The organism is Sphingobacterium sp. UBA2610, from assembly GCF_002339225.1.
GTDB classification, from domain to species: domain Bacteria; phylum Bacteroidota; class Bacteroidia; order Sphingobacteriales; family Sphingobacteriaceae; genus Sphingobacterium; species Sphingobacterium multivorum.
The window spans coordinates 31,665-43,254 of sequence record NZ_DDKA01000008.1 but is presented as its reverse complement, the minus strand read 5'-3'; the positions used below and the strand labels follow the sequence as shown (position 1 = coordinate 43,254).

The window sequence follows — 11,590 nt, the reverse complement described above, 5'->3', positions numbered from 1 at the left end:
GATTAGTTAAAAAGTTGAAGAAAGCCATCGACATTGTTCTGTGCCACCACCTGGTGGAACAATGCCAGATAATAATTATACTTGGCGGTGATGTAATCGCGCTCTGCCTGATTGAGCATGTTCTGGGCAACGTTGACCTCCACAATATCGATCAGCCCATTTTTATACAGGGAAAATTTCTGGCGGTAGGCGGCATTGGCAGCTTTGGTCTGACGCGGAATTTCCTTCAGACGTCTTTCAGCAGTTGCCACTTCAGTGGTAGACTGTGCAATATTCATGGCGATGTTGGCCTGTTGTTCCTGTAGCTTTTGACCAGCCTCATCCACCATAAGACGCTGCGTATGGAGTTTTACCTTTTTGCGGCGCAAATCAAACAGGTTGTAGTTGATTCCCAGACCAACGAGGTAATTACCACGCTGTAGACCAAAGCCGTCGGTTAGCGAACCATAACTATTATCGCTATGTACACTGGATGTCCTGCCCCATACAGCCCCCGAGAGAAACAGCTTGGGACGGTAGCTGTTGACAACCAGCTTTTCTTCCATCTTCGCCTTGTCGAACAAAGCATTATAATAGGCTACCATAGGATGCTGACGGCCGCCATCGAGTTCAATAGGCGCGTTTTTTACCTGCTCGAACAGGATCTTTTCGGCAGTGGTATCCGCTACAATCTGCGCTGGCCGCATACCCGCCAAAGTAGCCAGTTGAATTTGTAATTGCTGTTGCTGATTGTCCAGTTCAATGAGGCCAAGCTGGCTACGGGATATTTCAGCATCGGCCATGCTGGTATCCACGCCCGCCCGGATACCACTTTTGACCAGCGCAAATATCGATTGACGTATTTCCTGATTTCGGGCTATACTGCGCGATTGGATTTCAATCAGGTCATGCAATTTCAATAACTGCAGATAACTATAGATCGTGAAGGACTGTAAGTCATATTTCGACTGTTCAAAACGACGGTCCTCCACGGCCACCTCCGCCTGCGCGAGCTGGTCCTGGGCTTTAAATTGACCAAAATTATAGACCTCCCACTGGAAGGCGGCAATGCCAAGATTGCTGCTCACAGCCTGATAATTATTAGCGGCACGGATACCACCATTATTGGTCGGCACGAGGCCAAATCCGAAGTAAGGCCCCGGCACATTATTATTGGAGCCAACGTCTGCCTGATACGACAGCTGTAGGCTCGGCAGACGGTTGTTTTTGACTTCTGCGACGCGGGCCTGCTGCACCTGTGTACGCACGTAGTCGGTACGTAAGGATGGCGCATGCTGCGTTACCGAAGACAGCAGCTGGTTGAGTTTGATAGGCACATGACTCTCCTGTCCATAGCTAAAGAAGCTACAGCAGAGCAGCACATGCCCCATAAGGACAAGTTTTTGAAACATATAAAAAGCTTATTTTAAGATAAATGAATGTTTGCGGTCCCATTGGACCCACTCAATACGATTAAAATGGCTTTTTATCATAAAGTCAGCTGAAGATTACGCAGGTATAGCCGTTCCAGCGGCAATATTATTTTGGATAGCAAGTTACCAATCGAAAACATGCTGGAATTAGGAAAGAAGGTGTTGAAAAAGTGGGTAATAAAAAACTCCCTTACTTTAGCGACAAAGTGACGAACCGGCGAGAGCGTCAGACAGACACTATCTTTAACATCAACCCAATCCAGGTATTCCTGTTTTCGTTTACTAAAGGCCTTGATAACGGTGATAAACTCATTCTCGCTCTGCGTCTTTGCCTGATGATATAATGAAAAACCGATCAAAGGCTTCACGATCAGCAGCATAGCGCTTATCAGTAAGAGAAATTGAAATATGACTCGTCTTAACATAGGTTGTATGATATCTAATGTACAGCATTTTGATTTGCGTACACTACAAATATAAACAATGACGCAGAAGCCCAATGTAACATTGACGTAGCGAAAGCTTTTGTAAACATCATGTTGCAATTACGTTGCTTCTTACAAATATCCCAGAAAGCTACAAGGGCAATGTGAACCAAAAGGTTGCTCCCTGCCCTACCTCGCTTTCCACGCCGATAGTACCACCGTGATTCTTAATGATATCTGCACAGATGTAAAGTCCCAAGCCAAGGCCAGAAAATTTTTGTCCCTGATAGTCTGTCCGATAATACCTTTCAAACAGCCGTGACAATTTTTCCCTTGGGGGCCATTATCCTTGATGCTGATCATCAGCTCTTTTTCATCAAGCTTATTTACTTTGACAGCAATGTCGGATTCTGGCGCATATTTAATCGCATTGTTGATCAGGTTGACCATAACCTGTGCAATCTGATGGCTGTCGGCAACAACCTTTTCTTTCAGGTCACCTCCAAAAGTGATTTTTCTTGTCGTCTGCAGGGTAAAATTAGCACGGCAATCTTCGAACAATTCCGATAGCGCAAAAAGTTTTTTATCTAACTTCAAATGCCCCTGCTCAAGCCTTCTGGTGTCTAAGAGCTCATTGATCAAAACGTTAAGTTTATCGAGACTTTTAACAGATTGATCAACTAGTTTAACTTTAACTTCTTCGGATAGCTCCATGCCTCTCTTTTGAAGTAGATGTAATGATGCTTTGAGCGATGTTACCGGTGTTTTGAGTTAGTGGCTTGCGATGCTGATAAAATCATCTTTGCCCTGTGTGATGCGCCTTCTATCGGTTACGTCCATAAAGGTTCCTATTCCCCCTGTCAGTACCCCCATTTCATCAAACATGGGTGCTGCGTTGATCGAAAGATATATTATATCTCCATTTGGAGGCTGTACTGCTATCTCATGATCGGTGATAGACTGCAGCGTTTTCAACATAATGGACATGGGATGCTCTTCGGATGGCAGCGGAGTTCCATCTATACGCAAATTTTGCCATTGGGGATCATCATACGTGCGCTTCTTGATCTCGCTTTCTTTTAATCCCAGAATTCGCTGAGCCATGGGATTGGCATAGACCATTTGCCCTGAAGCATCTGTGACGCCAACACCTTCAGCCATGGTTTCCAATATTGACCTCAGTCGCTGTTCGCTTTCCCGGAGACTGGTTCCGAGTGATATATTCTCTTCGACAGTTTGCTCCAAGCGCCTTATAGCTTCCGCCTGCACGGTGACATCAACTGCCATACAGATCACGCCGGATATTTTACCATTTTCAATAAATGGCGTATAACTGAAATTGAAAAAACAGTCTGTCAGCAGGCCATCCTTTTCAATAATCCAACTACCTTCACCAGTGGTAAAAGTGCGCAGTACTGTGGGCGCTGGTGACAGTATGGTCGCCGGAATGGTTTCTGTCTTAGCCCAACAAGGCGATCTGGAGCATGTCCTTCAAATGGGAATTGCGTGTGGCTCGGCGACCACGATGGCGCAGGGAACCGGACTGTTCGCTAAGAAAGATGTCGAAAGGCTGTTTTCGGAAATTAAAAAAAGATAAAACCTGAGGATTTTGCCTTACAAATGAAGATGTTGCCTTACAAAAAGGCGCACAATCCCGTGCACCTTTTTGTTCTACTCATCTTTTCCGTTTCCCCAGTTTGGCTAGTAGACCAGTCTTCAAATATTAAATGATAAAATACCATTTGCAAGCCCTAAAACACGGAGACAATATCAATTATTTATTATGATATTTTAATAGATCTTTTTCATACCTTTCTAGACTCCAAATAATCTTCCATCTCTTAAGATATTCTTTCATTGGCGGTAAGCCAATCTTGGATCTGAACTCATCGACTTTAGCAGTCTCCTGAATTGGCAACACATAGTATGCAGAACCCGATTTGCCAACTTGTGTACCATATTTCTGATTATCATTGCGCTGTAAAAGATATCGGTCCTGGAATAACGCATAATCGGTGGCTCTTATTTCTCCTTTCGAAACGGCTCTTTCCACCATATCGATATACTTTTGTTTAATATCTAAAGGCGCGTGCTGAAGCACAAGAAATACTGTATTGATTCCCCTCTGAGATACCTTTTCTGCTCCTAGCCATCCGTAGCTATCTAACAGTAAAGAAATTCGATTCTGATTTTCTGAATCGTTTTTAGACATTTCACCATAAAGCTTTTTCATTTCCAAACTATCATCTGCCTTTACATTTAAAAGTTTCATTCTGGGGAGCTGATCGTTTTCATAAATAGTATCTAAGATGTGAATAAGCTTTTTGTCAAGAGACTGATAATTATTAGACTGGATAGAATCATTGAAGTAATAATTTGCCTTTATCTTACTCTTTAAGTTTTCCCATCTTGGAATATTTTCTAACTTTTTAAATGCACTATCTGCCTCTATTTCTATGTAACTACCATATCCGACTTTAATTATTTTATTAAATTGATTCTCAACAGAATCTAAATTTCCTATTAAAGCCCATAATCTTCCCGCTTCATATCTATCTTGAACAAGCCCTTTATCACCATTTTCGGCAAATGCGCGCTCAAGCATAGTTACTGCCTCTTTAAATTTATTAGTACTCCTATAAATTCTAGCGCTATCTATCAGTTTTTGATAGCGTTCAGGGAGCACCTGACTGAAACTTTTAGAACTAGATAATATCAAGAGGAAGAAAATAAAAAAAATATTGTATCCTTTGATTTTTGTTATGCAATTATGCTGCTTCGTCATCATTCCAACTTGCTGTATATGGGTCATAGAAACACTTTTTTGGTTTTTCTGAATAGTCTTCATCTTCATGACCGTAGTCCATTTGGTCGAATTTTTTATAATCGGGAAACGCATTTAGTTTAAATTATTACACACGAAATGTGTTTAAAAAATTACAAATAATAAATCAAAGCTGAAATTTTTTTTAAAAATTCAAATAGCTTACATTATATTTCTTGAAACATAAAATAATAAATACCATCCACTAACACTTTCTGTATCGTAAATTGTCGATGAATTGAGCTGCCGAAAGATGTCGATAGGCTGTTTTCGGAAATTAAGAGAAGATAAAAATTGAAGATGTTGCCTTACAAAAAGGCACACGATCCTGTGCGCCTTTTTGTTCAACTCATTTTTTGCGTTTACCCATCTTCGCCAGTAGCCTACTTGTTGCGAAACTGACCAAGGTACCTAGTGCAGCTGTCAGGGCGGTTTGCAGCACATCGCCCAGGGAAATACTGGCCCAGATGGAGCAGATGGTACCACCAATAGCCGAGACGCGGATATCATTCACTTTCATCCATCGCGCTCCTTTCACCTGTAGTTTCGGCTCCGTTTTTAGCGGACATGTTATCTCCAACGCCCTCCGAAGTAAACTTATCGCTTTCCAATTCAGAAGCCGGCTTCTTACCGTTCTCTTCAACCGAAGCATCCTTATCGTCCACCTCCGGCTGCGGCTTAGCCTCATCCAATACGGTTTCCACGATGCCCAGCCCCAGGGCTAGGTATTTTAATACATTCCCTACCTTTCCCGGTAGCTTAACAGGTGCCGCCAGCAACAGCTGTAACACCTGTCCTATTTTGCTAAAGATTTTTTTCATGATTATTCTATTTAATGGAGTTCACTTGCCCTGTATCGGGCGACGCTCACTCGACCTGTACTTCGACCAGTCCCTGCAGCATTAGTTCGACCACCAGCGGATAGAACTTTTTGTAGGCGACACCCGAGGCTAACAGGCGATAATCACCATCCTCCAGTACATATTGCGCGCCTACCAGAATGCAGCCGGCGGTCTCTTTGTAGCTATTTCCTTTATGGAAGTAGACATAGCTAAAGTTGGGTATAGCTCCAATCTCCAGCATACCGCGGTGCATCGCTGGATAGTCGTCATGATAACGGCCATTCATTGCCCCGTCGCGGTTAAAACCGAGTGGGTAATGCCCTGCTGGTATGGCGGTTTCGCCCCTTATTTTCACGGGACGCGGAATATTCTCCAGTCCGTAGCAGACAAACTGATTGTTCACATAAATCTCGGACAACGTGCTATGCTTGCCCTGTTTTGTGCGGAGAACTTTTATCGTTGATTTCATACGCTAGCTATTCATTAGAAAAGACCGAGGTATTGACTTCTGGAATACAGGTTTTCATCACGATCATGCAAGAAAAGGTACAGGTGCACCGGTCGATCATGCAGGATAGATGGTAGCTCGATCGTCATCTGGAGATCCTTCCGCAGCACCTGTTGTTCATTGATGGCTGCCTGTTCCCCAATAATATCATAAGCACAGAGTATGACCTGGTCATCCCATTGGTTATAATCTTTGATGTTGGATTCGGTTACATCCCAGCTCAGCTGTATCGTATTGGACGTACGCACACAGGTATTCACTGCGAGCGGAGACAGCATGCCATTGCTGATTTTTGCGAGGGCGGGCACCACCTTAAAATCCGGATATTCCCCCTGTATCACATTTGTCAGCGTATGTGACATGGCACGGCCAAAAGCCGCCTGCACCGTGCACTTGCTGTGGGCAAAACCTTTGCGGATGAGCGGGTACAGCGGATTTAAAAATCGGCGTGCCAGCCGAAAGCGCTCCTGCGCAGCTTCCCTACGTGTCGGATCTGTAACCTGCTTTTTAAACTCAGAAATCACCAGCATGTCTTATCGTTTTGTGTTCAAAAATCAGGAGGAGCCACATGCTCCTCCCGTTCAATTAATCCTTTAGCGGCTAAGCCAGGTCAAATTCGCCCAAATACGTACTTTTGGATACCTTTTCGGCCTTGCGGTCGGTAAAGAAGATCCAGACATGCCCCTTGCCACCGAGCAGGTGGGCCGGGATCTGGATGTCTATCGTACCGGCAGCACGGGTAGGCGGTGTAGGTGCTGTCATAAATTCATCCTTTTCGGGTGAATAGACCAAGATAATGACCTGATCATCGGCCTTGGTCTTGTACAGGCTGTTGAGGATGGTATCCCAGTAGATAGAAAGAATTCCATTATCCACAGCAGCCTCCATGCCGCCGCCGTTGAGGTAAGAGCCCGTACTGATTTCGATCTTGCTGTAATCCAAGCTAAAGTTTGGATAAGTACCGCTTACCGCCTGTGCGATATTGAGCTGCAGTGCCACGTTTGTGGGCGTCATCTTTTCGGTTTTGGAAAGCCCAAACCCCACCTGCAGGATCGGCGTGATCGGCATCAGAAATTTGGAGATTTTCAGGAAACGGTCCTGTTGGATCAGCTGTTCTTCGGACATCCCTTTCGTCCGCTTTTTGGGTAGGCCTTTGAGGTAGTTGATGGATTTCCAGGACGAAGCTATCACAGCGCCCACTTTACCACTTGCTCTTCCGATTACACCATTGTTGATTGTTGCCATGTTGTTATTTTATTTAAAAAGTTAAACCCCATAAAGCTTTCATTTATACCGGTATGTATTGCTTTACTTCGACAAACATACTACATCACATAGCCCCTTGTCAATAGCGTAAAACAGGTTGACGGAGACTCGTCGGCGTTACCCCGATTTTTGTCGGCGGGCTGTCGGAGGCAATCGGACATGTTTCAGATACGGGGTCGTCTGGCACTTCAAAAACTACACACTTGGGCAGCAGTCTCGGGCCTTTGCTTCGCACCTTCTCCGTACCTGCTTCGGATCAGCAATAGATCTTGTACAGATACTGACCAGACCTTCACCAGTCTCCGAACAGGGAAATACTGTTCAGCAACGAATTAACGGTGGCTGCTTTTACATGCAGCCCCGAAGACAATACGAAGCAGGTACGAATAGCGTAGGGATTTAAGGCATTTGCCGCGGCCATTTTTTATATTCGGTCACATACAGCTGCACCACATCTTTTTTGAGAAAGAGATCCGCATTACCCTCTTTATAGGTGGCTTTGAGCAGGCCTTTGGCGATACGGCGCTCGATGGTGCGCACACTTTTGCTCAAAAAATAGGCGACTTCGTGGATGGTCATTGTACCGGTCAGCTTGTGGAGCTCCGTATACTGCTGTTCTTGCAGCAGGTCGAGGATACGGTCCAGCTTGGCCGCTAAGGGCGTATATCCGATGCCTGACTTTAATTGAAAAGAATAGTGGATTTTTAGGTGAATAGCTGTCGCATTGGACACAAAACGGGGGGTGATCTCCTGTTGATCAGGAGATCCTTTTACAAAAAACATAAACGGGTAAGGTTAGCTCGACTAACCGCCGAAATCCAGCGCAGCAGCAGACTTGTTGTCTACTGCGCTCGGTCTATCTAAGTTTATAAAGTGGGATGATTCAATTGAGCCGAATAAGGTTATCCCATCCCTTATGCTCCAGGTTATTGACGTTATCCAAAAAATCCTTTAGTTTTTTTTCTTTGCGCATCCATTCGGTTATCTGCAGCAGGTTGCTGATCTCCAATTCCGTCATATTCAACTTGAGGCTGTCAAACACTTCCTTACGAAACTCCAGGTAAGTGGCATTTGGCAATATCGGTTGACGGACGTGCATCATATTTACCCTACAGGTTTTATTGATGCGGAAATACCATTTATCAAGCCCCAACCTTTCTAGCTCCTGCATGAAATGATGGGCTTCCAAACGGATACCATTGATCAGGACGACTTCTTTTTTTCTTTTTTGGGAAAAATAAAAGGGCACATCAAACATACGTACAGCATCCATCTGCAAGGTATTTAAATTGAATGGCGAATCTTTATACAGCACATCATAGAGTGATCCGATTACGATAGTCCTATCCAATGCACTTGGAGGTGCTATAGTTCCCGCTCTATCTGTTGTGTTTTCCTGCGACATGACCTCTTTCCCTAACAAAGCCATCACATTTTCAGTTGTTAGCCACCATAATTTGCCGTTACGAAAAACATAGATCACGTAGGCTATAAAGCCTAGACCAATAAAAGGCATATAATGCAGCAGATAGCTTCTTAACAAGCTGTACGTATCTTCGCTGCGCACAGAAGCGAAACAATAGATAATGAAGAGATAAATCGATAGAATCGATATAGTTGTAGCAAGAATTGCACAGCAGAGCTGACCTTTGGGTATACTCTTGGTCATGACCCTCCCCTTGCTCATGAGTATCAAATCAGGGTACCGCTTCTGCCAATAAGTCCCAAAGGCTTCAAGAAACATCTGCGTGAACACGACCGCAACACCAATCGCAATTGCAAATGCCACTGTCCACATCCAATAGGTCTGTGTCCAAAATCGATTCAGATAAATACCGTGATTTCCGATTAAATTAAAAAGCATGGAGATGAGTAAACTCTCCACCGTTAGTTTTAATACTTTCATATGCTATGTCAAGCTCTCTTAAATGGCTTAGGTTTATACTGGTTTACAGATCCAATTTACTAAATAAAATCAAATATTAAGCAAAATTCAATCATCCAAAAGAAGATTATCCTCCAAAACCCGGGAGGTTAGGACAGGGCGGTTGCTAATTTGATCTATTTAAATAAATATTTGCAGAAACACAATTTGTATGAAAGAGAACTTTGACAATGCAGGTGTGGCACAAAAAGTAGCCACGCTTCTTGCGCTACCCTTAGCGGAGCGCGCGCTCGAGATGCAACTTCTTAAAGACGATTTTGCAGTCTGGATGGAACTCAATTTTGACTTGAAGCCCCATCAGGTGGAGCAGCTCTATGATTTTTCACCTGGATTTCGGAAACAACTTGGCACAGCGATAAGCAATTATCTCATGCAGGGCAACGTACTTCAATTTCAAAAAGAAGACAAGGGAGATGATGATGATCCAGATTTTAAGGAGCTTATGGTTCACGGCCTCGATGAATGGCAGGATGGTGTGGCGACGATGATGTTCACTCCGCTGTTTATCCGGATTTCCTACACCGGTCCGCAGCAGTAATCCAACCCTACGTTATCCAAAATCCATTTCCCCCGATCATACCGAAATCCTGACCGGGGGGATTTTTATTGACTTATACACCATTATGAAAACAGCACTACAGATCGATATCGCACAGGTATTTGACCAGCCGATCAGTCCGAGAACTGATACGCTCAAGCCAAGCATAAGCATGTCCAATGCGGACTATCAACATTACGAAAACCAACATGGGCAAGCCTGCCTGCAGCAGTTTGATGGCATGCTCGGCTACATCAATCTATTGGATCTGCATCTACCTGCCGATATTGTCATTCCGATGCAAGTCACAGCGTCGGATATGCATATCTTTTATCTCTTCACAGAAGATCGTGCTATTCAGATCAGGGATGTCCAGAAGCGGATCAGTTACAGCATCTCTTGCAATCGCGGGCGCTACTTTTACTTAACCAGAAGTGACTATGAAATCCATGTTCCTGCCGGAAGGTATACCCTCGTTAACTTCTATTTCCGCGGCAGCATTTTCCGCGATGGCAATGAGCGTCCCTTCCAGTTTCTTCACGCCTTGATCCATGCCTATCGAAAACAAGATCCGAATTCGTGGTGCAGCATCGATTTCCGTGCTGGCATCAGGACTATTTCATTGCTAAAAACCATTGCGTCAAAAATCAAGAAAGGTGACCTCGACAGTGAGGTCAATATCCTCTGGGGTATCAAGAAACTGATCCAGCTATCGAAGGAAAAGATCTTTGAAGAATATGACAAGATTTCGGAATCCCAAATCAAATCCAAAGAAGCCCATGCAGCGATCAAGCAGGCAGTAGCCGAGCTTGGCCAGGATTTTAAACTGGACGATATTGCCTGGCAGCTCGGGATCAGTATGGACTATCTGCATCAGCTTATCCAACTTTATTATGGACAGAGTCCTCAAAAGCTGAAAATAGAATTCATGCTAGATCTCGCCAAGAAATATATTGTAGACGGTATGCATACGGACGAGATCGCTTATGAACTGGGCTATGCTTCACCCAGCAGCTTTGCACGCTTTTTTAAAAAGAAAACCGGCATGACCGCAACGGAATTTTTTAAGCGGTATAACCAAGACTATTTATAAATTTATTATTAAATTAACCTAGTGACCTAAAAACATGAAAGAAATCATTCAAAAAATCGGAAAATTTTTCAGCGCGATCGGAAAACTTTTTATCGCTGAGCCAGCTGACAAAAGCAAGATTATTGCGAGAAAAGTCTGTGGAAAATATAGAGCCTGGAAATATGGCCCGCTACGTATTTGTATCGAGATGGCCGCCTCCTATTTCCCTGAAAATTATCAACTTGATGAAGAGGTACTCAAGGCAGCAAATGCTGCTGGCAATATTTATTCTCCAAAGGCTATGCTTTATTACCTTTTGTCCCATGCAAGGAAGATAGCAGCACCGCGGCAGCCATTGCCCATTAAAACGAGCTATAGCTATGTGGCATGGCAGATGATCAATCTATCAAAAGTGGATATCGTCACAACCCTCACCAAACACCCCCGTTTAATAGAAATCCGTGAGGAAACGCTGGAACTGTCTGCTGCGAAAGCCGAGATACTGATCTTGAGTAGCGGTGGTGATTATCTTGAAGTAAATCATCTTCTTTCGAAGATTGACCTGACACATAAATATGTCATTATCTGTTCTGTTTTTGAAGAAGTCTTTATACGCGATCATATTCTTTATCGAGTAGATCGGAAAATTAAGCCAAATTTTAAAAGCGAAAACGAATATCTGGCATTCATTGACGAGATTATCCAAGAAGCCACCACAATACACCTTTGAAAATTTAACCGCAGCATCCCCTCCCGAG

The 11,590-nt window shown here is 43.8% G+C and carries 15 protein-coding genes and 1 pseudogene; 4 read left to right on the top strand and 12 right to left on the bottom strand.

What is annotated here, in order from left to right:
* Window positions 1–2 precede the first annotated feature (2 nt).
* The 4 genes and pseudogenes from B4Z47_RS05485 to B4Z47_RS05470 form a co-directional block, all read right to left on the bottom strand.
* On the bottom strand, window positions 3–1,391 hold the full coding sequence (locus B4Z47_RS05485) for a TolC family protein (RefSeq protein WP_286726990.1): 1,389 nt from the start codon (window positions 1,389–1,391) through the stop codon (window positions 3–5).
* A gap of 77 nt (window positions 1,392–1,468) precedes the next feature.
* Entirely contained in the window at window positions 1,469–1,837 is a 369-nt protein-coding gene (locus tag B4Z47_RS05480; protein WP_147282043.1) for a hypothetical protein, read from the bottom strand.
* Between the two features lie 151 nt (window positions 1,838–1,988).
* Window positions 1,989–2,596: pseudogene (locus B4Z47_RS05475) on the bottom strand (sensor histidine kinase); the annotation flags it as partial.
* A gap of 12 nt (window positions 2,597–2,608) precedes the next feature.
* Complete coding sequence (locus tag B4Z47_RS05470; protein WP_286726988.1) at window positions 2,609–3,124, bottom strand: PAS domain S-box protein; 516 nt, start codon at window positions 3,122–3,124, stop codon at window positions 2,609–2,611.
* A gap of 109 nt (window positions 3,125–3,233) precedes the next feature.
* Between B4Z47_RS05470 and B4Z47_RS05465 the strand changes: the two genes are divergently transcribed.
* On the top strand, window positions 3,234–3,434 hold the full coding sequence (locus B4Z47_RS05465) for a PfkB family carbohydrate kinase (RefSeq protein WP_376782396.1): 201 nt from the start codon (window positions 3,234–3,236) through the stop codon (window positions 3,432–3,434).
* Between the two features lie 177 nt (window positions 3,435–3,611).
* Here the strand turns inward: B4Z47_RS05465 and B4Z47_RS05460 are convergent, their stop codons facing one another.
* The 8 genes from B4Z47_RS05460 to B4Z47_RS05425 all read right to left on the bottom strand — a co-directional run bounded on the left by B4Z47_RS05460 (window position 3,612) and on the right by B4Z47_RS05425 (window position 9,183).
* A complete protein-coding gene (locus tag B4Z47_RS05460) occupies window positions 3,612–4,685 on the bottom strand; it encodes a DUF6624 domain-containing protein (RefSeq protein ID WP_286726983.1) in 1,074 nt (357 codons plus the stop codon).
* Window positions 4,686–5,010: 325 nt separating this feature from the next.
* Complete coding sequence (locus B4Z47_RS05455) at window positions 5,011–5,175, bottom strand: hypothetical protein (protein ID WP_175441939.1); 165 nt, start codon at window positions 5,173–5,175, stop codon at window positions 5,011–5,013.
* Window positions 5,168–5,482, bottom strand: a complete 315-nt coding sequence (locus B4Z47_RS05450; protein WP_070561181.1) for a hypothetical protein — start codon at window positions 5,480–5,482, stop codon at window positions 5,168–5,170. The genes B4Z47_RS05455 and B4Z47_RS05450 overlap by 8 nt, the downstream gene beginning before the upstream one ends.
* Before the next feature lie 46 nt (window positions 5,483–5,528).
* The gene (locus B4Z47_RS05445) at window positions 5,529–5,972 is read right to left on the bottom strand and encodes a DUF5675 family protein (RefSeq protein ID WP_286726979.1); all 444 of its coding nucleotides are present in this window, start codon (window positions 5,970–5,972) and stop codon (window positions 5,529–5,531) included.
* A 14-nt stretch (window positions 5,973–5,986) separates the two neighbouring features.
* Window positions 5,987–6,535, bottom strand: a complete 549-nt coding sequence (locus B4Z47_RS05440) for a DUF6266 family protein (RefSeq protein WP_286726977.1) — start codon at window positions 6,533–6,535, stop codon at window positions 5,987–5,989.
* Between the two features lie 76 nt (window positions 6,536–6,611).
* Window positions 6,612–7,256 (bottom strand): DUF6266 family protein, encoded by a 645-nt coding sequence (locus B4Z47_RS05435; protein WP_070561184.1) that lies wholly within the window; start codon window positions 7,254–7,256, stop codon window positions 6,612–6,614.
* A gap of 420 nt (window positions 7,257–7,676) precedes the next feature.
* On the bottom strand, window positions 7,677–8,060 hold the full coding sequence (locus B4Z47_RS05430) for a hypothetical protein (RefSeq protein WP_286726974.1): 384 nt from the start codon (window positions 8,058–8,060) through the stop codon (window positions 7,677–7,679).
* Between the two features lie 100 nt (window positions 8,061–8,160).
* Complete coding sequence (locus B4Z47_RS05425) at window positions 8,161–9,183, bottom strand: hypothetical protein (protein ID WP_286726972.1); 1,023 nt, start codon at window positions 9,181–9,183, stop codon at window positions 8,161–8,163.
* A 190-nt stretch (window positions 9,184–9,373) separates the two neighbouring features.
* On the opposite strand from B4Z47_RS05425, the gene B4Z47_RS05420 reads away from it, so the two are divergent.
* The 3 genes from B4Z47_RS05420 to B4Z47_RS05410 all read left to right on the top strand — a co-directional run bounded on the left by B4Z47_RS05420 (window position 9,374) and on the right by B4Z47_RS05410 (window position 11,562).
* Window positions 9,374–9,760 carry a hypothetical protein gene (locus B4Z47_RS05420; RefSeq protein ID WP_286726970.1) on the top strand — a complete coding sequence of 129 codons (387 nt, stop codon included), beginning with the start codon at window positions 9,374–9,376 and terminating at the stop codon, window positions 9,758–9,760.
* 85 nt (window positions 9,761–9,845) lie between these two features.
* A complete protein-coding gene (locus B4Z47_RS05415) occupies window positions 9,846–10,853 on the top strand; it encodes a helix-turn-helix domain-containing protein (RefSeq protein WP_286726968.1) in 1,008 nt (335 codons plus the stop codon).
* A gap of 34 nt (window positions 10,854–10,887) precedes the next feature.
* A complete protein-coding gene (locus tag B4Z47_RS05410; protein ID WP_145326968.1) occupies window positions 10,888–11,562 on the top strand; it encodes a hypothetical protein in 675 nt (224 codons plus the stop codon).
* Window positions 11,563–11,590: the final 28 nt, after the last annotated feature.